The organism is Maridesulfovibrio sp. FT414, from assembly GCF_050916235.1.
Classification (GTDB): domain Bacteria; phylum Desulfobacterota; class Desulfovibrionia; order Desulfovibrionales; family Desulfovibrionaceae; genus Maridesulfovibrio.
In genome coordinates this window covers 2,214,111-2,236,133 of the sequence record NZ_CP104854.1, presented here as the reverse complement: position 1 = coordinate 2,236,133, position 22,023 = coordinate 2,214,111, and the positions used below count along the sequence as shown (strand labels likewise).

The 22,023-nt window shown below is 48.3% G+C and carries 23 protein-coding genes; 14 read left to right on the top strand and 9 right to left on the bottom strand.

Features of this window, described 5'->3' with window-relative positions:
• Positions 1-47: 47 nt before the first annotated feature.
• From N7E73_RS09915 to N7E73_RS09890, 6 genes are all read right to left on the bottom strand, one after another.
• Positions 48-764, bottom strand: coding sequence for an ABC transporter ATP-binding protein (locus tag N7E73_RS09915; RefSeq protein ID WP_432734517.1), 717 nt, complete (start codon positions 762-764; stop codon positions 48-50).
• Complete coding sequence (locus tag N7E73_RS09910; RefSeq protein WP_432734515.1) at positions 752-1,522, bottom strand: ABC transporter ATP-binding protein; 771 nt, start codon at positions 1,520-1,522, stop codon at positions 752-754. The genes N7E73_RS09915 and N7E73_RS09910 overlap by 13 nt, the downstream gene beginning before the upstream one ends.
• On the bottom strand, positions 1,522-2,535 hold the full coding sequence (locus tag N7E73_RS09905) for a branched-chain amino acid ABC transporter permease (RefSeq protein WP_432734514.1): 1,014 nt from the start codon (positions 2,533-2,535) through the stop codon (positions 1,522-1,524). The genes N7E73_RS09910 and N7E73_RS09905 overlap by 1 nt, the downstream gene beginning before the upstream one ends.
• 16 nt (positions 2,536-2,551) lie before the next feature.
• On the bottom strand, positions 2,552-3,463 hold the full coding sequence (locus N7E73_RS09900) for a branched-chain amino acid ABC transporter permease (protein WP_432734513.1): 912 nt from the start codon (positions 3,461-3,463) through the stop codon (positions 2,552-2,554).
• 69 nt (positions 3,464-3,532) lie between these two features.
• On the bottom strand, positions 3,533-4,651 hold the full coding sequence (locus N7E73_RS09895) for an ABC transporter substrate-binding protein (RefSeq protein WP_432734512.1): 1,119 nt from the start codon (positions 4,649-4,651) through the stop codon (positions 3,533-3,535).
• Positions 4,652-5,031: 380 nt separating this feature from the next.
• Positions 5,032-5,514: an L-2-amino-thiazoline-4-carboxylic acid hydrolase gene (locus tag N7E73_RS09890; RefSeq protein ID WP_432734511.1), complete on the bottom strand. Its 483-nt coding sequence runs from the start codon at positions 5,512-5,514 to the stop codon at positions 5,032-5,034.
• A gap of 199 nt (positions 5,515-5,713) precedes the next feature.
• Here N7E73_RS09890 and N7E73_RS09885 point away from each other — a divergent pair, with 199 nt between their 5' ends.
• The gene (locus N7E73_RS09885) at positions 5,714-7,012 is read left to right on the top strand and encodes a serine dehydratase subunit alpha family protein (RefSeq protein WP_432734510.1); all 1,299 of its coding nucleotides are present in this window, start codon (positions 5,714-5,716) and stop codon (positions 7,010-7,012) included.
• A 28-nt stretch (positions 7,013-7,040) separates the two neighbouring features.
• Complete coding sequence (locus N7E73_RS09880; protein ID WP_432734509.1) at positions 7,041-7,424, top strand: Rid family detoxifying hydrolase; 384 nt, start codon at positions 7,041-7,043, stop codon at positions 7,422-7,424.
• Positions 7,425-7,678: 254 nt separating this feature from the next.
• Here the strand turns inward: N7E73_RS09880 and N7E73_RS09875 are convergent, their stop codons facing one another.
• The gene (locus N7E73_RS09875) at positions 7,679-8,524 is read right to left on the bottom strand and encodes a DUF169 domain-containing protein (RefSeq protein ID WP_432734508.1); all 846 of its coding nucleotides are present in this window, start codon (positions 8,522-8,524) and stop codon (positions 7,679-7,681) included.
• A gap of 250 nt (positions 8,525-8,774) precedes the next feature.
• Between N7E73_RS09875 and N7E73_RS09870 the strand changes: the two genes are divergently transcribed.
• Positions 8,775-9,659, top strand: a complete 885-nt coding sequence (locus N7E73_RS09870) for a LysR family transcriptional regulator (protein ID WP_432734507.1) — start codon at positions 8,775-8,777, stop codon at positions 9,657-9,659.
• A 48-nt stretch (positions 9,660-9,707) separates the two neighbouring features.
• Here N7E73_RS09870 and N7E73_RS09865 read toward each other — a convergent pair whose 3' ends face one another.
• The gene (locus tag N7E73_RS09865) at positions 9,708-10,592 is read right to left on the bottom strand and encodes an AraC family transcriptional regulator (protein WP_432734506.1); all 885 of its coding nucleotides are present in this window, start codon (positions 10,590-10,592) and stop codon (positions 9,708-9,710) included.
• Between the two features lie 173 nt (positions 10,593-10,765).
• On the opposite strand from N7E73_RS09865, the gene N7E73_RS09860 reads away from it, so the two are divergent.
• From N7E73_RS09860 to N7E73_RS09810, 11 genes are all read left to right on the top strand, one after another.
• Entirely contained in the window at positions 10,766-11,953 is a 1,188-nt protein-coding gene (locus N7E73_RS09860; RefSeq protein WP_432734505.1) for an iron-containing alcohol dehydrogenase, read from the top strand.
• A gap of 35 nt (positions 11,954-11,988) precedes the next feature.
• Positions 11,989-13,041 (top strand): alpha/beta hydrolase, encoded by a 1,053-nt coding sequence (locus tag N7E73_RS09855; protein WP_432734504.1) that lies wholly within the window; start codon positions 11,989-11,991, stop codon positions 13,039-13,041.
• Positions 13,042-13,175: 134 nt separating this feature from the next.
• Positions 13,176-14,372, top strand: a complete 1,197-nt coding sequence (locus N7E73_RS09850; RefSeq protein WP_432734503.1) for an MFS transporter — start codon at positions 13,176-13,178, stop codon at positions 14,370-14,372.
• Between the two features lie 56 nt (positions 14,373-14,428).
• Positions 14,429-16,000 carry a Na+/H+ antiporter NhaC family protein gene (locus tag N7E73_RS09845; RefSeq protein ID WP_432734502.1) on the top strand — a complete coding sequence of 524 codons (1,572 nt, stop codon included), beginning with the start codon at positions 14,429-14,431 and terminating at the stop codon, positions 15,998-16,000.
• Between the two features lie 74 nt (positions 16,001-16,074).
• Positions 16,075-16,548, top strand: a complete 474-nt coding sequence (locus N7E73_RS09840) for a cyclophilin-like fold protein (protein WP_432734501.1) — start codon at positions 16,075-16,077, stop codon at positions 16,546-16,548.
• Positions 16,549-16,599: 51 nt separating this feature from the next.
• Complete coding sequence (locus tag N7E73_RS09835) at positions 16,600-17,079, top strand: (R)-mandelonitrile lyase (RefSeq protein WP_432734500.1); 480 nt, start codon at positions 16,600-16,602, stop codon at positions 17,077-17,079.
• Positions 17,080-17,172: 93 nt separating this feature from the next.
• Positions 17,173-17,829: a carboxymuconolactone decarboxylase family protein gene (locus N7E73_RS09830; protein ID WP_432734499.1), complete on the top strand. Its 657-nt coding sequence runs from the start codon at positions 17,173-17,175 to the stop codon at positions 17,827-17,829.
• A gap of 95 nt (positions 17,830-17,924) precedes the next feature.
• On the top strand, positions 17,925-18,461 hold the full coding sequence (locus N7E73_RS09825) for a flavodoxin family protein (protein ID WP_432734498.1): 537 nt from the start codon (positions 17,925-17,927) through the stop codon (positions 18,459-18,461).
• Between the two features lie 40 nt (positions 18,462-18,501).
• Positions 18,502-18,915 carry a cupin domain-containing protein gene (locus N7E73_RS09820; RefSeq protein WP_432734497.1) on the top strand — a complete coding sequence of 138 codons (414 nt, stop codon included), beginning with the start codon at positions 18,502-18,504 and terminating at the stop codon, positions 18,913-18,915.
• A gap of 161 nt (positions 18,916-19,076) precedes the next feature.
• A complete protein-coding gene (locus N7E73_RS09815) occupies positions 19,077-19,928 on the top strand; it encodes a cyclophilin-like fold protein (protein ID WP_432734495.1) in 852 nt (283 codons plus the stop codon).
• A gap of 54 nt (positions 19,929-19,982) precedes the next feature.
• Positions 19,983-20,678 (top strand): NAD(P)H-dependent oxidoreductase, encoded by a 696-nt coding sequence (locus N7E73_RS09810; protein ID WP_432734494.1) that lies wholly within the window; start codon positions 19,983-19,985, stop codon positions 20,676-20,678.
• Between the two features lie 353 nt (positions 20,679-21,031).
• Here the strand turns inward: N7E73_RS09810 and N7E73_RS09805 are convergent, their stop codons facing one another.
• The gene (locus tag N7E73_RS09805) at positions 21,032-21,409 is read right to left on the bottom strand and encodes an EthD domain-containing protein (RefSeq protein ID WP_432734493.1); all 378 of its coding nucleotides are present in this window, start codon (positions 21,407-21,409) and stop codon (positions 21,032-21,034) included.
• Positions 21,410-22,023: the final 614 nt, after the last annotated feature.

Below are 22,023 nucleotides of genomic sequence, written 5' to 3'. Positions count from 1 at the left end.
CTTTCCGGCTCTTCTTTTTAGGAATGGAGGGAGTAAAAAGTTCAAATTTAGTATGCCTTACCACCCATATAGGCCTCTTCCAGGCGCCCCCCTTCGATCAGTTCCGCAGCCGGACCTTCCATAATAATGGTTCCGCCTTCCATAATATAGCCGTAGTCAGCAACAGAAAGTGCTGCTTTTGCATTCTGCTCCACAATAAGAATGGAGGTTCCCATCTCACGGATTTTAACGATCAGATCAAAAATGCTCTTGATTACCAGGGGAGCCAGACCAAGAGAAGGTTCATCCAAAAGAAGTAGTTTTGGACGCCCCATGAGAGCACGCCCTATGCACAACATCTGCTGCTCTCCGCCTGACATGGCTCCGGCCTGCTGCTGTAACCGCTCTTCCAGAATAGGAAACAATCCAAAGACGTAATCCAGATCATCTTTGAAATGCTTTTTATCCTGATGATATGCCCCCAAAATAAGATTTTCTTCAACGCTCATATTGGAAAAAATCTGGCGGCCCTCCGGGGCCTGACAGACCCCTGCCATAACCACCTTATCAGAACCGATATTTGCGATATCCTTCCCCTGAAACAGAATTTCTCCCTCAGCAATCTGGTAAATATTGGATATTGCACGCATCAAGGTCGTCTTTCCGACTCCATTGGCCCCCAGCACTGCAACAATGCCGTTTTCTTCAACAGTCAGTTCCACTCCGCGCAGAATCTGCTGAACTCCCATGCTGACATGAAGATTATGGACATCTAATATTGACATTCTTCGCCTCCAAGATAGGCTTCAAGTACTTCCGGATTTTTCTGCACAGCTTTGGGGGTATCGTCAGCAATTTTCCTGCCCAGAGCCAGAACCATGACCCGGTGGCAAATGCCCATGACCAAGCCCATATCGTGTTCAACAAGCAGAATTGGAATTCCATCTGCATTCATCTCACCGATGAAGTCGGCAAGTTCCGCAGTTTCCTGCTCATTGAGTCCTGCAGCGGGTTCATCAAGTATAAGAAGTTTGGGATTTGTAGCCAACGCCCGTGCGATTTCAAGGTATTTGCGTTTCCCGTAGGAAAGGTTGGCAGCAAGTTCTCCGGCCAGAGAATCAAGCCCTACACGCTTGAGAATATCCCAAGTACGCTGGCTTATCTCTTCATCAGCTCTGCAACGAAAAGGCCAGACAGCCCTACGCAGAGAATGACCGACAGAACCGATCGACCCGACAGAAACGTTATCAAAAACAGTCATATTGGGCATGATGCGCAGGTTCTGAAAAGTTCTGCCGATGCCCAGCTTGGCTACCTGATAAGGCTTAAGGCCGGTAATGGGACTACCCATAAAACGAACCTCGCCTTCACTGGGAGGATAAAACCCGGTAAGGCAGTTGAAAAAAGTGCTTTTTCCGGCTCCGTTGGGCCCGATGAGCCCGACCAGTTCACCGGACTTCATACACATATCAACATTATCCACGGCAACCAGTCCTCCAAAACGACGGGTCAGCCCTTTGGTCTCCAATATATATTCCGACATTATTTCCACCCCACCATCTGTCGACCACTCCAGGCCGCGTTGAACTGATTTCTGGCCATTTCAATGGCCGAGGTTTCACCAAAAAGCCCCTTGGGCAGCAACAGGATGGACAAAAACATGACCACGCCGACCGCAATCATACGAAAATCTCCCAGACCGCGTGCGACCTCAGGCAGAAGGATGAGAAGCAGTGCTCCGAGCAGTCCTCCCGGAAGAGAACCGAGTCCACCGACAACCACCATCGCCAGAATAAGGATGGATTCGCTGAACTGAAAGCTGTCCGGGCTGATATACCCCACACTGTGAGCCATTACTGCACCGGCAAGTCCTGCAAAAAAAGTACTGGCACCGAAAGCCTGAATCTTAAGCTTGACCACATTAATCCCCATGGCTTCGGCACACTGATCATCCTCCCTGAGAGAACGCAGTGAATTTCCGAAGTAGGAATTGGTCATACGCCAGATAAAATAGATTGAAATACAAGCCAGAACAGCAATGACATAATAAATGGAAAGCAGACTCGTAAACCTGTACCCGAAAATAGAGATCGGATCGTAGAGCTGAACGCCCATAGGACCACGGGTTACGGATACCCAGTTCAGCAGGGTTACGTGGATAATTTCGCCGACTCCCAGAGTTGCCACGGAAAAATAAATACTGATCAGCCTCATTGTTGGCAGAGCAACAAGAACACCGGCGATACCGGCGGCAAGACCTCCCAATGGAAGAGTGACCAGGAATGGCAAACCGTAATTTGAAGCAAGCAACCCGGCAGCATAAGCTCCAATCCCGAAAAATGCGGCATGCCCGAGACAGAGCAGTCCGGCGGTTCCGGTAATCAGGTTCATGCTTGCCGCAAGAATACAGAAGATCAGCGCCGAATTAGCAATCTGAATATAATAGCTTTTGCCCAGTACGGACAGAATCCCAGGAACAACTGCGAGAACAAACAGCAGGCCTGCTGCGACGAGCAGTCTGGAACGCCACGGGCTATTTTTTAATGTATCAGTCATATGTGAAACCCTCAAATTATACACGCTCTCTCCTGGCTCCGAAAATGCCCTGAGGAAAGAAAATCAAAGTTAAAATGAGAAAGCTGTAGGCCACCATATCACTCCAACCCTGAGTCATGAAATCTGTTGCAAGCGATTCACAGACACCAAGGATGAGTGCGCAGATGACCGCCCCTGGAATACTGGAGAGGCCTCCCATAACCATAGCAACAAAGGCTTTGATGGACGGGGCAAAACCCATGGACGGAAAGATAGCTCCGTAATAAAGGCCGACCATGATCCCCGCTGCGCCGCCAAGCATGCTGCCCACGGCAAAGGTGGCAATGATGGTTCTGTCCACGGACAGGCCTACATACTTGGCCCCAAGGGGATTATTGGAGATAGCCCGGATAGAAAGACCGATTCGGGTATGATAGAGTACGTACTGCAATCCGCCGAGCATAACGATGGAAGACCCGAGGATCAGGAACTGCCCGGTTGAAAAGGAAAGAGGGCCTACTGGAATAGGATTGTTAAGCAGGTACTGGCCCGGGATGGTCTGCATTTCAGCACCGAAAAAGTGCTGGATCAGTTCTTTAATGATGATTGAGACTGCCAGAGAGGACAACAGGGTAGCCTCTCTCATGGCTCTTGATTTGAGCGAAGCTTCATCCTGGAACCGCCTGAAAGGTTTAAACGCTATTTTTTCCAGACCAACACCTGCGATTCCACCGGCAACAAGTGCCGCGACAATAATCAGAGCCAGAGGCCAGTCCAGAGTATTGATGCATACCAGACCGGCAAATGCCCCGATAGTGTACATCTCTCCGTGGGCGAAGTTCACAACGTTGAGCACGCCAAAAATAAGCGTGAAGCCGATGGCAATCAGTGCGTAAATCATTCCTGCACTGAGTCCGTTGACGATTTGCATCAAAAAATACGAGTCCATTGTATGAGTTTCCTGTGATTGGAGACGGGGCCGGAAGGCCCCGCCTGTGATAACTGGGATGGATCTGCTCTAGTTTACGAGAGCAAAGGAACCGTTTTCAACTTTAAGGCGGGCCAGTCCCTTAACCGGCTCACGAGTCTCCGGATCAAATGTCGTGGCACCTGTGACACCGGGATAGTCCTTTGTCTGGGCCAGAGCATCACGAAGACTGGAACGGGTAACATCAGGGCCGACCTTGGCAATTGCATCAAGCATAATTCCCACAGCATCATAAGCCTGAGCAGCGAACATGTTGGGCTCTGATCCGTAATTTTTCTTATATGCAGAGACGAATTCAACAACGTTGGGCTCGGGGCTGTCGCACATGAAAGTAGTCGAAAGAAGGAGGTCGTCAGCGGAATCACCGGCCAGCTCGATCAGCTTGGGAGAATAAAGGGAGGAAGTGCCGAAAATCGCAGTCTTGATTCCAAGCTGTTTTTTCTGCTGTAAGACCATGGCCCCTTCTTCATACATCATACAAAGATAGATAGCTTCAGGCTTGTCACGGGCAACCTTGGTTAGGATGGAACGAAAATCACGGTTTCCGGGGTTGAAATACTCAACAGCGGTTATTTCACCGCCAAGATCTTTAATGCCCTTTTCGAAATTCTCAGCAGCGGAAATACCCCAGTCGTTCTGAATGGCGATGATTGCAAATTTCTTAAAACCAAGACCTTCAGCCCATTTGGCGACAAAAGGACCTTCGTAGGCCTGTGTGGTGATATTGCGGAACTGGCAGTTACCCACTTTGGTAAAATCAGGATGGGAGGCGGTCTGAGAAAGCTGCGGCATTCCTTCCATTCCGTAAACACGCCCTGCAGCCATGGACACCGTGGAAGTAAAGTCACCCAGAACACCTACAATCTGTTCATTATCAACAAACTTGCGGGCGATATTGATAGCCTCTTTAGGGTCGGACTTGGAATCCTCATAGGTTATTTCAACTGTTGCGCCGGCAAGTTTTCCAGATTTATTGAACTTATCCAGCTGAAGCTTGGCCGAATTGCGAAAAACCTCGCCATACTGAGCATGGCTGCCAGTCAGGGGCAGAGAGTAACCCAACATAATCTTTTTTTCTGCAAAAGCGGTTGAAGCCACTAAAACAATGACCATTGCGGCAATTCCAAAAATAAAGTTTTTCATTTTCATCAGTCCCTCCGGGAATTTTACAGGTTGAGCTTGTAGTTGCTGTTTTTATCGTTTCCGTCAGCACGCCCTACCGGGTATTTACCCAAAAAGAGCAAACAACATGCCACAACAACAACCTCGAAGAGTTATTTTTTACATATTGAGAAAACACACACAGCAGAAACCCACACTCACCATTGCTTCGGAACGAAAAGATAAATTCCAGCAAAAGAAAGAGGGTGTCAAACAAATATAAATTGCGAAATTGTAATTTTCGCATTCAAATTTGAGAATTATCACTCCTGATGCGAATTTCGCATCAAACATGAGAATTTTCAGATAAAAAAAAGGGAGCAGGGCCGACATGCACCCCGCTCCCTTGAAAACAATACTCTAAGATACTATTTTTTTTCACGAACCTTAAGATAACACTTATCCTTACTTCCTTCAGGCAGAGCTGTCATTTCGAAATCAAATCCAGCACCTTCAAATGTTCCAAAATCAATTATTCCAGCTACTTCACAGAGAGTAGCGCACTCCTCATCAGAAAGCCCCATATCTCTCCAGGCGTTTTTCAGGGGGCAATTGTCAAACTCAATATCAAGCCCACCTTCATCGCAACGGGTCACAGTGGGAGCAAACATCTTTGATTCATCAGGAATACCGCCAATAAAGGCATCACGCAGTCCTTTGAAGTCACCGGGTGCAAACTTCTTGAACTTCTCACCAATCTGCTCTCCTCTTCTGTAAATACCTTTTTTCATTACTTCTTTTGCCTTTTCAAGGCCAAACTCCTCAACCATGGCATCAAAGATCAGCTTATAGATGATAGCTCTGTTCTCATTGGCAGCATAAAGCTCTTTGCGCAGTGTGGCTTCACTCATTTTGTTAACTCCTTTTATTCTGCCGGCATATTTTACACCGGACATGGTTCTTTTTTCATTCCTTCTGCACAATACGTACCTAATTGTAAAACACAAAAGCTTGGCACTGATTTTGATAGTGAAAAATCACAAAAAGAGAAATTCACACCACAACTGACTACGGATATGAAAATTATCCACCAGACTGAAAAGGAATAATATGGACCTGCACGCTTTCTTTAATAATGAAGTGAAACCGGCTTTGGGATGTACCGAACCCGGCGCAGTGGCTTTTGCCGCCAGCGCCGGAGCAAGCTACCTGGCCGGACCGCCTAGGCACATCCACTTACGACTGTCTGCCAACATATATAAAAACGGACAGTCTGTAGGAATCCCCGGCACACCGGGACTCAAAGGAAACCTGCTGGCTGCGGCCCTCGGAGCTCTGGGAGGACAACACAAGAAAGGACTACAGTCTCTTGAAAACATAGATAAAGACTGCATTTCAAAAGCCAGTGAGATGCTCATGGCAGGCAGTCTGACTCAGGAAGTTCTGCAGGATACTCCCAATATCTATGTGGAAGTGGAATTGATCAGACAGGGAGAAAGTGTCACTGCAGTTGTCGCCCATACTCACGACAATCTTGTAGAAATCATCCGCAACAAGCAGATCGTGTTTGAAGGCCAGGATTGTGAATCAGGGTCGGGACGTCTTCCCACATATCTGAATGAACTCATGCGCATGAATTTCGCTCAACTTTGGGAACTTGCCGGAAGCATCAACTCCGAAGACGAAGCATTTCTGCTTAAGGGAGCGGAAATGAACATGCAGGTAGCAGAAAAGGGGTTGTCCAAACCGTGGGGACTCGGTTCCGGCTTTGTCACTGCCGAGAATACGAATTGCAATGACCTCGGCCTGATGATCCGGGCATGGTCTGCTGCCGCAGCGGATGTTCGCATGGACGGAGGGCAGTGGCCAGTCATGAGCAGTGCCGGAAGCGGAAACCATGGCCTGACCGCAATTATTCCGCCTGCACTGGCTGCGCGAATTTGGGAAAAAAGTGACAGAGAACTTGCTGAAGCGCTGGCCCTGTCACATCTGGTGACAGGAGCTGTTAAGGCCAAGACAGGACGCCTGACCCCTGTATGCGGTTGTTCCATTGCCGCCGGAGCAGGTGCTGCTGCTGCACTCACTCGTCTGGCCCAAGGTTCTCCCGCACAAGCGGAACAGGCATCAGCGTATGTGCTTTCCTCTGTACTCGGAATGATCTGCGACGGCGCAAAGGGGACCTGTGCCCTGAAGGTGGGTACGGCCGCAGGGGAAGCCTATCAGGGAATGCTGCTGGCAACAAAAGGAAAGCCGATGACTTCTCAGCAAGGTATAATAGGCCCGGATTTTACTGGCAACACTACAGCAGTGGGTGAACTTTCAGGTATTGGATTTGCTGCGGTTGACGCTGTCATACTGCGCCTGCTGGACAGAGCCCCCTCCGGGACGACTCAGAATCCCACCTGTTAGCAACATAAAAAATAATGGAGAAGAATAAATGAGTGAACTTAATTTCATATCCACAGAAAACGCCCCGGCTGCAGTCGGTCCTTATTCACAGGCTGTTGCTTATGACAACGTACTTTACGTGAGTGGGCAGCTCGGTCTTAACCCCGAAACCATGACCCTTGCCGACGGATTCGCCGCACAGACCAGACAATCTATAAAAAACCTCGGGGCAATCCTTGAGAAGGCAGGATGCACAGTAAGTGACATAATCAGCGTCGACGTATTTCTTGTTGATATGGCTGAATTCAAAACTCTCAATGAGATTTACGCTGATTTCATGGGCGACCACAAACCAGCCAGAGCAGCCATTCAGGTTGCGGCACTCCCCCTCGGCGGGCTGGTTGAAATAAAATGCGTAGCCCGCAAAAAATAAACTGAATATTCTCGTTGAGATAAAAAAGCTCCATGCCTTTCCAATGAGGGGCATGGAGCTTTCAGCATTGGAAACTGCGACCCAGAAATTAACCACTTAATTGCGATCGAACAACGCAAGACAGGGTGGATTCTCCTCGCCAATCTGCTTCTGTTATAAGAAATCCCACTCTGGGACAGCACCAACTCTGCAGACTCTCCAAAGTTATAAACAAATGCAGGGAAACTTAATAGGCAGAGTCAACGAGAATACTTCTACCCTTCCTCACCCCAGGCCTTGGCACTGCGTTCCACTTTTTTACGCACGCCCTGCCAATCTGTTTCATGGTTGAACATGGACTCGGGTAAGGCTGCGAGCATCTTTTCATACAGGCCCAGCGGAACTGTGAAGGTCAGCTCGTCTGTCTTCATAAATTTCCTTGCTGAGGGGTCCATTCCGCCGATTACCGCTTTTTCGACTCCCTGCTCCTTGTAGTAAAGAGGCCAGCCCAGAATATTGGTGCAGCCGGCACCAAAGGGGGATGCAACACATTCCATATCTCCGGTGGTAAATACCGTCTGGATAAAAAGCCCGGTCAGAATCTCGGGACGGGCGAAAAAGATTACGAACTCGGGTTTATCTTCATCAGTAAACTTAGACAGGGGCTTAAAGATGCAGTATTTTGCAGGAGCCTTTCGGGGATTAACCTTGAGCATGAACTCCCGCATGACATCCGGGTTGGACATGTACCGCTCGCCATGGAGTGGTGTGCCTTCAAAACCGGTGGAAACATAATGCTCAATGAAACGCAGATGCGGCTTCATCATTGAGCAGTAATAAGCTCCGCCCACGCACCCGTATTCTTCAGGAGAAATAAAGGCCGCGCCTTTTTTCTTCCTGGCCAGCCAGATGTTGCCCATAACACAGGAGAATGTCTTCATGACTTCATGCATGTCCAGTTCTCCGCGGTCCTCCAGTTCACGGGATATAGGTGTTCCTTCCTTCGGCCCGTAAGCATTTTCCGGCTTGGTATCCGAGTAGTGAACTCCAAAAGGTTCTTCGTTCAAGCCGAGAAGATCCAAAAATGTTCCTGTCTCTTCCAGAATAGACTGCATTGTCATACGTTTTCTCCTATGGTTGCCGGAAACATCCCGATCTCATCAAAAGACAGAAGGAGTGATATCCGTGCAGATTTTAACAGATGAGATTGCAGACGACCTGTTGACCATCGGGGCCTGAAATTAAAGCTATCCCCCGCTTATTGGCAGACTGAACCTCATTTGTTGATTTAGACTATGCTTTAACCTACCATGCCCATAAATAAAATAAACAGGCTAAACAGAAAACTCTATTCTACGAAAGGGCATAATCATGCAGGATTTTCTTAATGACATTCCATTGCTGGTGGAAGTCGCGCGACAAAAAAGCTTTACCAAGGCATCGGAAATTCTGGGAATAGGGGCCTCGACCCTCTCCAGACGCATAAAGCAGCTGGAAGAAAGAATGGGGGCAATCCTCTTCTACCGGGATACCCGCAATGTAGAGCTTACCGACAACGGACAGTTATTGCTTGAACGTTGCGAGTTCATACTCGACGAAACACAAAGGACATATGACTCGGTTCTCAATAACATGAAAAAGCCCTCGGGACTGATCCGCGTGTGCATGTTTCGCGACCTGTATGACATGAACATGAAAAAGGCCCTGCTATCCTTTGCCGATAAACATCCGGAGATTAGGATAGCCATGACCAGCGTGGAACATCCGGTGGACCTGCGCACGGAACCGTATGATGTGGCGTTTCTTATCGGTCCCTCCATTGCACCTCCGCTGATCGCGAGAAAGCTGCTGCGGATAGACCCATTCATATACGCATCGCCTGAACTTCTGGAACGCTACCCGATGCCGGTTGTCCCGGAAGATCTCTACCAGATTCCATGCATCGTACTTGAGCGCTTCGGACGCCGCTGGCCCATGTTTAATGGGAAACGACAGGTAACCATAGAAATTCAGCCCAAATACACTTTCAGCTCCGTTGATATCTGCATTGATTTCGCATTGGCCGGGCACGGTCTTACCCTGATACGCCGACAGGAAGCGACGCGTTTTGAAAAGGAAGGACGGTTGGTCAAAGTGCTCCCGGACTGGTGCGGAGGATTCGAGCACGATGTGCATGCAGTAACAGGCTCATCCCAACTTCCTCAGAGAGTTCGTCTGTTCCTGAATCATATCCAGAGCACATACAACACCTTGTAACCGTATATCCGGTCCGGCAACCGGACACCCAACAGGAAAAACACGAAATCAAGCGGAACGGATTTCCCGCATTACATCGGCAGGGGTCTGTCCGAAATAACGCTTGAACTCCCGGCTGAACTGGGACGGACTCTCGTACCCGACCTTGTCCGCCACCAGATACGCTTTCATTTTCTTTTGTATAATAAGATCCTTGGCCCGCATAAGCCTGATCTTCTTGAGATACTGCAACGGCGAATCGGCAGTTATCTCCTTGAACGCTTTGTGGAAAGCCGAAACACTCATGTTTGCAGAATCAGCAAGCTGCTGCACATCAAGTTTCTGGGAATAGTTACCCTCCATAATGCCTATGACGCGAGATACCTGTGAAAAGGTATTGTTTCCGCGCGCAAGAGAATAGAGGACCGGGGCCTGAGTCCCGCACAGCACCCGATAGTATATTTCCCTGACCAATCCCGGGGCCAGAATCTTTGCCTCAGTTTCCGACCGAAGCGCCTTGAGCAGCTTTACTGTTGCATCCTTCATGTCAGCACTCATGGCCGATGGACCGATCCCCAGCGGGAAATCATTTTCATCAAGGCGAGCTATCTTGGCCTGCAGGTTCATATGGGTAATCAGATCGTTCAACTGTGCCATATCTATATCTATATACAAACCGAGCAGTGGTTCGTCCTCACTGGGAAAGGACTCACATTCAAATGGCATCGCCACTGATGTGACCAGATAATTATCCGCATCGTACCGGAATGAATGCCCTCCAAGATGACCGATTTTATGACCTGACGCGACGATGCATATTCCGGGATCATACACCATAGGCCTGCACTTAACAGGTTTTGTTTCCTTGAAAAAGCGCACTCCTTTATACCGGGACTCCACAGCCCCGCCATCTACGGTTGCAAGATCTTTGAGCAACTCCAGCATGTCTGACATAGACTAAACCTCCTTGTGTTCTGGAATATTATGAACATCCTTCTACCCTTTTGTTCAATAAAAAAAGAACTCGTTAGAGGAATAGGCAAACTTTAAAGAGAAATGTGCGTTCAAGAGGGATCAGGAACTCCTTAAAAAGACTTTAACAGACAAAGTCAAACAAGGAGTAACCAATGAATTTTGAATTCCAGAATCCTACTAAAATAATTTTCGGCGCAGGAACTCTCGCCCGGCTTGGCGAGGTTGTAAGCGAATACGGCAAGAAGGCCATGATCGTAACCGGCGGCGGAAGCGTGAAACGAACCGGAGCTTTTGACAAGGCAGTAGAAAGCCTGAAAAGCGCAGGCATTTCTCATGTTGAGTGCGCAGACGTAGAACCAAACCCGCGCATCACCTCTGTCGCCCGTGGCGCAAAAATCGCCAAAGATGAAGGCTGTGATGTGATCATCGCCCTCGGCGGCGGCAGCACCATGGATGCCGCCAAAGTCATGGGAGCAGCAGCCCTTTACGACGGCAACCCTTGGGATATGATTCTGCATGGACAGGAAGAAGTCTACATCCCCACCGAAACTCTTCCGGTTATAACTGTGCCTACGCTTGCCGCTACCGGTTCCGAAGCCAACTGCGGTGCAGTCATCACCAATGACGAAACAAAAATCAAATCATTCATCCAGATTCCATTGCTTTTTCCCAAAGTAGCATTAGTCGACCCGGAGCTGACAGTAAGCGTACCTCAAAACCACACAGCCTACGGCGTATGCGACATCATCACCCACGTAATGGAAGGCTACTTCAACGGTGTTGACGGAACCCCGATTCAGGATCGTTTTGCAGAAGGCGTCATCATCAACGCAATTGAATACGGACGCAAAGCTGTTGCAAATGGAGAGGACCTTGAAGCCCGTGCTCATGTTCAGTGGGCTTCCATCGTAGCCCTTAACGGCTGGGTACAGGCCGGCGTTCATATGCTTGCCCCCATGCACATGATCGAGCACGCCCTTTCCGCCCATCACGACATCACTCATGGAGCAGGTCTGGCGATTGTAGGTCCCGCATGGATGCGCTTCGCGGCCAAATATCGCCCTGAGCGTTTTGCCCAGTTTGCCCAGCGTGTTTTCAATCTTTCCCCCGAAGGCAAGGACGCCCTGACCCTTGGAATGGAAGGGATTGATACCTACGAAGCTTTCCTACGCGAAATAGGATGTCCGACCACCCTCTCCGAAGTGAACATCGGTGACGAACTGTTCGAACAGTACGCAAAGGATGCAGCACTCGTGGTCCGTGACGAAGATGGCAAACTGCTCGGACGCCCGCCCATGACCACTGAAGATATTGTCGAAGTGCTCAAGAATGCACTGTAAGCCTTCAGACACATATCCCTAACAGGAGTAGACAAATGAAAATAAACTGTTTTTCAGCCGGAATAATGCTGACCATGCTGGCGGCACTGACACTGGTTATGACCATGAACACAGCCTTTGCGGAGGAGAAAATGACTTGGGATAAGACCTTTCCCCTAAGTGACAAAGTGATCCACGAAAAAGTCACCTACCCCAACAGATACGGAATCAGCATAGCTGCCGACATGTACAAGCCCAAGGACTTTGACAAGTCCAAGAAGTACGCAGCCCTTGTTATCGGAACTCCTTATGGCGGAGTTAAAGAACAGGGTGCTGGCATCTACGCCCAGACAATGGCTGAACGCGGTTTCGTAACCATTGCATTTGACGAATCCTTCAACGGTGAAAGCGGCGGTGAACCGAGACACGTGTCATCTCCTGACATCTTCGTTGAAGATTTCAGTGCCGGTGTGGACTTTCTGGGAACACGTCCCTTTGTAGACCGTAACAAAATCGGAGCTATCGGTATCTGCGGCAGCGGCGGATTTGCCCTCAAGGCAGCACAGGTTGACCACCGCATCAAAGCTGTTGCCACAGCCAGCATGTACGACATGAGCCGTTTTTTCCGCAACGGCTGGCAGGACAGCATGACAGCAGAACAGCGTAACAAGGTCCTCGACGAACTTGGCGAACAGCGCTGGAAAGATTTCGAAAACGGAACTCCCATGCTGCCCGCAGGATTCCCCGCTGAAGCGACAACCTCCATTCCGGAGGGAATCGACCCCATCAGCAGTGAATTCTGGGAATATTATGCAATGGCAAGAGGCCACCATCCCAGATCCCACGGTCCGTTCACCAGAACAAGCGACATGGCCTTCATGAACTTTCCGCTGCTGAACTACATCGAAACAATTTCTCCAAGGCCGATCCTGTTCATCATGGGTGAAAAAGCGCACTCCCGCTACTTCACCGAGGACGCATACAAACAGGCTGCCGAACCGAAGGAACTGGTCATTGTTCCCGGTGCACGCCACATTGACCTCTATGACCGTGTGGACATGATCCCATTTGACAAAATGGAAGCGTTCTTCAGCAAGGCGCTGAAATAGCCCCAGAATTCAAAGAACAAATCAAGCCCCCGGTATAAGCCGGGGGCTCATTACAATTGAAAATTCATACAAGAAATCTGCAATAAGACTTATTCCTAGCAACTGTATACTCATATAAAGCACGTATAAAAAACATGACTTTACAAAGCACTATATTTCAAGAACGTCCTGCCAACTGGTCAGCTGTTTTCTCTCTATTCGTGGGTGTCACCAGCCTTGTTGCTGCAGAATTTATTCCCATCAGTCTGTTAACGCCCATCGCACAAGACCTTTCAGTCACGGAGGGCATGGCAGGACAGACTGTTACTGTAGTCGGTATGTTTGCAGTCCTGACAAGCCTGTTACTGGCACCGCTGACCAAGGGCATCAACAGACGGTACATCCTTCTTACCTTTTCCGCTCTACTTGTAGTCTCAAATGTTATGGTTGCTGCGGCAAATAACTATTCTTTTCTCCTGATTGGCCGGGGACTTCTTGGAATATGTGTCGGTGGCTTCTGGTCAATGGCCGCGGCCGTCACCCTGCAACTGGTTCCAACAAACTACGTCCCCCGGGCCTTGAGCATAATATATGCGGGAGTTGCGGCTGCCACAGTAATTTCACTACCTGTAGCCAGTTATCTGGGACATCTGCTCGGCTGGAGGAACGTCTTTCTGCTTGAAGCGACACTGGGCGCGGCAGGATTGGTCTGGCAATTTATAGCCCTGCCTTCCTTAAATGCTGACAGGGCTAATGACTTCAAAAATATGTTCAGACTGCTACGGCAGGACTGGGTAGTACTTGGAATCCTTGCCACTATTTTCAGTTTCGGCGGCTACAATGTCTTTTTCACTTATCTCAGGCCCTATCTGGAATTAGATCTAACTCTCAACCCAAATTCTCTTTCGCTGGTACTTGGAATCTTTGGATTAGCTAACTGTTTGGGAACTTTTGTGGCCGGAATACTTTTCGAACGAAAATTCAGAAGCTGCATGATTGTCCTGCAATGCATTCTCTCGGTAACAGCCATTTTACTTTATCAACTGCAGGGAAGAATTTGGGTGGAAATTCTCCTCGTAATCGTCTGGGGCTTTATCTGGGGATTCATGCCCGTAGGCTGGACCTCATGGATAACCCGTACACTTGCCGACAGAGCTGAAATGGCAGGAGGATTATCAGTTGCCTCCATTCAATTCTCTATTGGCGGCGCGGCTGCCATTGGCGGAATTATTTACGACGGTAGCGGAATCGAAGGAATATTTCTCTCCGCCGCCGGTTTTCTTGTTTTTGCCGCAATACTTGTCTGGCTAAGCTTTCTCTTCTTTTTCAAAGACACCGGGCGACACGCTTAAATGAGATAGATATGAGCGTATATTCAATTTCACTACAATAGCCCAACGGAGCTCTTATGGAACACTTCAATGCCGGATGGCTTTCAATTTTACCCCCATGCATAACAATAGTGCTGGCTTTACGGACAAAGGAAATCATTTCATCTCTGTTTGTCGGTATCCTGGCCGGAGCTCTCATTTATTGCATCGGTACAGGCAATAGCCCCTTCATTTTGAAAACAGTGGAAATCACTTTCCAGATTATTGTTTCCAAGGTTGATTTCAATGTCATCGTCTTCGGTTCACTTCTAGGCTCTCTAATATATCTGGTTGCCATGACCGGAGGCGCAAACGCATACGCTAGCTGGGCGACCAGACATATCAAAAACAAACGCAGCGCCTTACTGGCCACTACAGGGCTTGGCGTGGTCATGTTCATTGATGACTATTTCAACTGCCTGTCCGTAGGCACCGTAATGCAGCCGGTTACAGATAAATTCAGAATATCCAGAGCCAAGCTGGCATATATCATTGATACAACTGCCGCTCCCATATGCATCATAGCCCCCTTATCCAGTTGGGCAGTAGGAGTTGGCAGCAACATCAGGACTACCGGAGTTTTCGAAAGCGATTTCACAGCTTTTGTAGCAACTATCCCCTGGAATTTTTACGCCATTCTTTCATTGATAATCGTCTTTATGGTCAGTTGGGGAGGATTTGATTTCGGCCCAATGCTTCGTGAAGAGCTCAAAGCAGCGTCATCAGCTGAAACTCCGCTCAAGGGGGATGCACAAAACAGCAACACCGTTCATCCGAAGACATATGGGAGTATGACAAATATGCTGCTCCCCATAGGAAGCCTTATTGTGTTTGCAGTTCTCGCTCTGCTCTATACAGGTGGGTTCTGGGGAGATGATCCCGCCTTGCATCACATCGGAGCGGCTTTCGGCAACTGCGATGCCGGGAAAGCCTTGGTTCTGGCTTCATTCGGCGCATTGGCAGTCGCTTTCATTCAATTTGTTCCGCGTGGTATTCTGACTCTTGAATCGTTCATGACCGGCTCGGTGGAAGGAATAAAGATGATGCTGCCATGCATAGTTGTTCTTGTTCTGGCCTGGGCCATGGGCGGCATCTGCCGCGACCAACTGCAAACTCCAAAATTTGTAGCAGATATGCTTGGTTCTGGTGGAGATATCGCTGCTTTTCTTCCGCTGATTTTCTTTGTGCTGGCCGGATTTCTCAGCTTCAGCACAGGAACTTCATGGGGAACCTTCGGTATCCTGATCCCCATAGCCGTACCCGTAGTTCAGGCTCTGGACCAATCTCTGGTTCTGGTCAGCCTGTCCGCCGTACTGGCAGGAAGCGTGTTCGGAGACCACAGTTCTCCCATCTCTGACACAACAATTCTCTCAAGTGCCAATGCGGGCTGCCCGCATATTGTTCATGTCACCAGCCAGATGCCATATGCAACTATTGCCTTTGTAGGTAGTGCTGCAGGTTATTTTGTCGCAGGAATCAGCGGAGGAAGCTTCACTCTCAGCATGGCTGCCGCTCTTCTGGTCACAGTTTCCTGCATGTTCGCATTAAGCAGAAGAGGAAAAATATTATCGTTCAACGACATCTTACGAACTTCTCAACAAGAACTTTAAAACTCAAATGCGCAAATGAAGATTTAAGACCGCCATCAGGTATCAAAATATAAAACAACAATACAGGAGCAAACATGCTTAAATTATTACTTATCAGCCTTATTTCAATTGGGTCGCTGGCATTTGCAACAAAATGCCGCGCGGAATCCGAAACTGATGGCAAATACGCCAGCCGTACTCTTGAAAACGGAACCGCAGTCAAACTGATTGTCGGTGAAACCGTAATCCCGGCACTCCTTAACGACAGCAAATCAGCACAGGCACTCATCGCAAAACTTCCCTATACTGTTGAATTACAACGTTACGCTCATGATTACTGTGGCGTGATGAGTGATGGCCTGCCTTATGACAAAAGTGATCTGCGTGATGGTTGGCTTGACGGAGATATAGCATTTGCCGTGAGCGGTAACTATTTCACTATCCTCTACAAGGACGAAGACATTTCCGAACAGTTCGACGGCATCGTAAACATGGGGATCATTAAAGCTCCGCTGTCCATAATGAATACCCTTGCTGAAAGTATCTCCCTCAGGATCGAACGAGATTAATTCCGATAACCTGACACACGGTTTTGACCGTAAAACAAATAGGAGTATGTAATGAAAAAGTTAATTCTTATCACGGTGTTGGTGATGGCAACTTCAGTCGCCTATGCGGATCAATCCAACGTAAGCAAGGCACAGACTTTTTATCCACAGGGATCACAAAAAACATTCAAAGGCCCTGCGAACCTTTTCACCGGTGATGTAAAGGTGGACATGCTCTTCCCTGCTAATGATGAAACCAGCTTTTCCGGCGCGTATGTCACCTTCCAGCCCGGCGCAAGGACAAACTGGCACTGGCATCCGGCCGGGCAACATATGATCGTCACTGACGGTGTTGCTTTAACCGGAACACGCGATGGCAAGGTTATCGAATTCAAAGAAGGCGAAACCGTATGGTGCCCGAGTGAACTGGATCACTGGCATGGTGCCACCCCGGAAGCTCCCATGACTCATCTTGTTATCTCCGGAGTCAAAGACGACAAGGCTGTAGTTTGGAAAGAAAAAGTTACCGACGAACAATATATGAAGCGATAGGAGGGTGATCATATGTTCACGCAAAAACTTAGTTCACTCTTTATTGCAATTGCATTTATCCTCAGTTTTGCAACTCTAACAGAGGCAAATAATATGAAAACAGAAACAAACCTTAACGCTCGTCAACAATCCATAATAACAATCGCGGCCTTCACTGCCAGCGGTGATATTGAAAATTTAAAACCGGCTCTGGCTGAAGGTCTGGAAGCAGGTTTGACCATCAGTGAAATCAAGGAAGTTCTGGTCCAGATGTATGCTTACACCGGATTTCCCCGCGCCCTCAACGGCATGGCTGCCTTCATGGCAGTAGTGAAGGACCGTAAGGCCGATGGGATTAAAGATGAGGAAGGCAAAGAAGCCAGCCCTGTCCCGACTGATTTCAATAAGGATGAATACGGAGCCAAAGTCCGCGCTAAACTTGCCGGACTGGATAAAGACATTTCAGGTGCAGAGTGGCAACTGTTTTCTCCGGTCATGGATACTTTCCTGAAAGAACACCTTTTTGCGGACATCTTCGTCCGCGACGTACTCACGGAAGATGAACGAGAACTTGCCACCATAGCGTCCCTTGCCAACATGAGCGGGACTCAGGGGCAGCTGTTCTTTCACTACGGTGCGGCCATAAACTCCGGGTTGACCGAAGAACAACTGAACTCCTTCATCGAAGTGCTTGATACAAAGGTTGATAAAAAGCAGGCCCAAAGTGCTAAAGCGGTCCTGTCAGAAGTACTGGCCAAACGAAATAAATAGTGCTCGCAGGGCTACCCTGCTGCAATGGAGATTCTCCCCGCGCGGCCAAGCCCAACTGCAGCATTTAGTTTTTACAAACTTAATAAGGTAATTTTATGAGTAAAAAAATTCTTCTCATTTCAGCCAGCCCCAGACAGCAGGGCAACTCCGATATACTCTGTGACGAATTCATCCGTGGAGCGAAAGAGTCCGGCCACAATGCGGAAAAAATCCGTCTGGCTGACCAAAATATAAACTACTGTACCGGATGCTGTTCCTGCATCAGCGGAAATGGGACATGTGCCCAACAGGACGACATGAATGAAATATATGGCAAAATTCTGTCTGCGGATGTTCTTGTCCTGGCCAGCCCGGTTTATTTCCGCAGCTTTAACGGCCAGATGAAAACTTTCATCGACAGGGTCTGCCCCATTTATTCCATGATAAGTAACAAAGACATCTACTTCATTATCTCCGCAGCAGGCGGTAAACTTCCCGTAGAAAGTACGGTCCAAAGCTTCCGGGTATTCACCGGATGTCTGCACGGGAATCAGGAAAAAGAAGTCATTGCCAGCACCGGCATCTGGGATGAGGGGGGCGTAAAGGGCTCTAAAGCATCCAAACAGGCCTACGAAGCAGGTCTGAAGGCATAAACCTACTACACTAATCTACTGTAATAAAATGGGGAAAACAATGTCAGACACCAACTTCACCGACGTTTTTGCACGTGGAGACGAAAACACCGCCTATGCTCAATACTTTGTAGGCCAAAGCTATCTCAACATTCTCACCACCGAAGGCCTTGTTGTTGCAAACGTGACCTTCGAACCCAAATGCAGGAACAACTGGCATATCCATCAGGCCAGCACAGGTGGCGGGCAGATCCTGCTGTGTACTGCCGGTCGCGGCTGGTATCAGGAATGGGAAAAGCCTGCCCGGGAACTCAACCCCGGAGATGTCGTCAACATACCTGCAGGCGTAAAACACTGGCACGGAGCAGCCAGGGACAGCTGGTTCTCTCATCTGGCGATTGAAGTTCCGGGTGAGGGTAAAAGCAATGAATGGCTGGAACCTGTTTCGGACGAAGACTACGAATCTCTCAGCTAACCACTAGTTACTCAGGCTTTAATCCAATCGGCAATCACCGGGCGGAGACATGAGATAAAGCAGAGCCCCACGCCGGGACATACTAGCAACAAGGACCGTGGCCCGCAGGAATGATACTCTTTGCAGCATCTTCGGGCCACGGCAATAGCAGGAAGACAATCATGAATATTGTAATAGGCCGAATTCTTCCCCTGTTGTTTCTGGGGTTGATATTTTGCGCTTTCATCCTTTTCAAAACAGTTCATGTTCAGGCGACTGAGAGAGCCATGGAATCTTCTAACGGACTTCCGTTGTCCGACATGCGCATACAAATAACATCAAATGGGAACGCTGCTTCCTTCCGGCTTTATGACACGGATGCGGCCAGGCAGCTTTACGGGCAATTGCCGTTATCGCTGGAATTAAGCAATTTTCGTGATGCACAATGGATGTTCTACCCACCCGAGAAACTGGATGTGACAGAGAGAGAAGCCTATCACGGTGGCAAGAAAGGCGAGCTCAGCTACTACGCACCATGGGGTGATGTCTTCATGCTCTACAAGGATTTCCATGCAGGCGATGAAATGCACAGGCTTGGCATCGGTTTAAGCGGGATAGACCAGATAGCCGGAATGTCGGGCAAGGCAGTCATTCAGAAAATCAATCCAGATGAATCAACAGGAGAAGCAGCCATGCAGATAAAGGTACACGCGGACGGACAGGAAATTGTATTTGAACTCAACGACAGTCAGGCAGCAAAAGACCTCTATGCCCAACTGCCGATGAAGATCAATGTGGAAAATTACAGCAGCAATGAAAAAATTTTTTATCCCCCCAAAAAGCTGGGAACCGGCAATACTCCACTGGTAAAATCAGCCAGAACCGGAACCCTCGCATACTATGCCCCCTGGGGGGATGTAGTAATGTTTTACGGCAGCTTCGGTTCTGCTTCAGGTTTGTATGAACTCGGAAATGCCGTTCAGGGCAGTGAACATATCAGAAAGCTGGCCGGAACAATCAAGATTGAAAAATAAGAAAACCAAATCCCGGCACTATTGGGACACGTAAAGAAGGCAAGGAAGAAACGCATGTCTGACAAGAAAGATACTGATTTTAACCGCCCCTTAGTTTTACTTGACCGCCGTGGCTTCCTTAAGGCTGGGGTTGCAATCGCAGCCGCCCCCCTTATTGCAGGAATGGGGGCCTATGTTCTGCCATCGGAAGCGCAAGCCGCAACCAATAAAACCTCCGGCAAAACAATACTCATAATCTCATCCAGCCCCAGAGCAAACAGTAACTCTGATGCCCTGAGCAATGAATTTATGCGCGGGGCTCAAGAGGCCGGCCATGTAGTTGAAAAGATCCGGTTATCTGAAAAGAAAATTAACTATTGCACCGGGTGTCTAGCCTGCATTGATGAACCGGGTTCATGTTCTCAACAGGATGATATGGACAAAATCCGCGAAAGAATGCTTGCTGCGGATACCATCGTCTTAGCTACTCCTGTATATTTTCATGTCATGAACGGTCAGATGAAAGTTTTCATTGATCGGGCATGTCCTATATATCCCCTACTTCGCGATAAGGATTTCTACTACGCGGTGTCCTGCGCCGGCGGAAATTCTCAAGTGGAAAGTTCCGTGAAAAACCTGAAAATCTTCACGAGAAGTTTCAGCGGGGCTAAGGAGAAAGGCATTATGTCCATTACCGGAGCGTGGGATGAGGGGGCGGCCCAGAAAAGTGCCGCTTTCAGGCAGGCCTATACGCTTGGGGTAAATTCCTGAACGAACCAAGCCGAATAGAATAATTCTTAAATTATCGCTTACACTAAAAAAGCCGCTCCTGTTTTATACCATATTTACAGTCTGACAGGAGCGGCTTTAATTCACGACTTTATTACTTAGTAAAGAACTTTATTACTTTCTCACAAGTTTGTGGACTGAAAATAAAGTTTGATAAAAAAATTACGCTTAAGCCGCATGTATTGGTCGGCAAATTTAATCGAAGTTACTTTTCCACTTTCGACCACTGCTTTCGCTGTAATTAGATGTAAAGCAAACGCCTGATTGAGGGGATTTTGTGTAGCGACAACGTAACAAAAGTCCTTCTTCAAGCTGTGGCTGGGCATCCCCGTTAATTATACCTTTCCATCAATGAGAATATGCTCGACGGTAAAAAAAGCTGAGGATGCTTTCAGATCTAGAAATCTAGCTTCATCCTCTATAAAAATTTTGCGAAGTTCTTGACCTTCTGGAGAATTTATGGCTGACAGAAAGTCTGCTTCCGACTGCCACCATATCTCACCAACGCCATCATATGGTTCTGACAATCCTCTGGATTTCTGGATATTTTTGTTTAATGGTGAATCGACGGTATGGCTTTGCACGTAACGAACTGCCTTATAGGTGTCTGCAAACTTCTTGAATAAGGGGCCATGATGGTTTAGCCAATAGTCATGAAACTCAGCCTGTGATAAAGACGGGTGACGCTTTGCGCACATAACAAATTTAATCATGAAATCCTCTTTTTTTGATGTCCAACAAGTAATTCAGCTGATCTGTATATCTCCCCGACATTTGCAGGAGAAGTTGCTCGGTTCCGGAACCGGTTCCGGCAAACAAAGCTTGTTTGGCACTCACCCGCATGTCACGTATAACACGCCAATACTACATAATACTCATCAAAAAAAATGAAATAATACGTCATAATCTAGTGTTATATTTTTCTGTATATCATCCTTAAAAAGAGAGCTTAATAGGTTGGGATACTCAGTTGTCCCGATATTGCTACGCTCTTTGCCCATTTCCTGCCTCGTCGGGATATAACGCCCAAGGAAGATCTTCGCCAGATGGCCGTCAGTCACCGACAGTGGCAGGCGTTTATTGATTCAGCTTAAGCCAGACCGGGACTGGCTGGTGTGACAAAGTAGAATTAAACTTTCTTTTTTGGGCTGCCCGCGACTACTATCTTAGCAAACGAAAAGAAAAGAGAGATCGTATTGCTATTCCACGTCAGGGTAAACCGGTTCGGGGCTCCAAAACAGGAGCCCCTTTAATGGCTGAATTTGATCTGCTCAGCAGAAGGTGGCCCATGGGTCATCTGGAATCTGAGCAACGGAGCAACAACCTT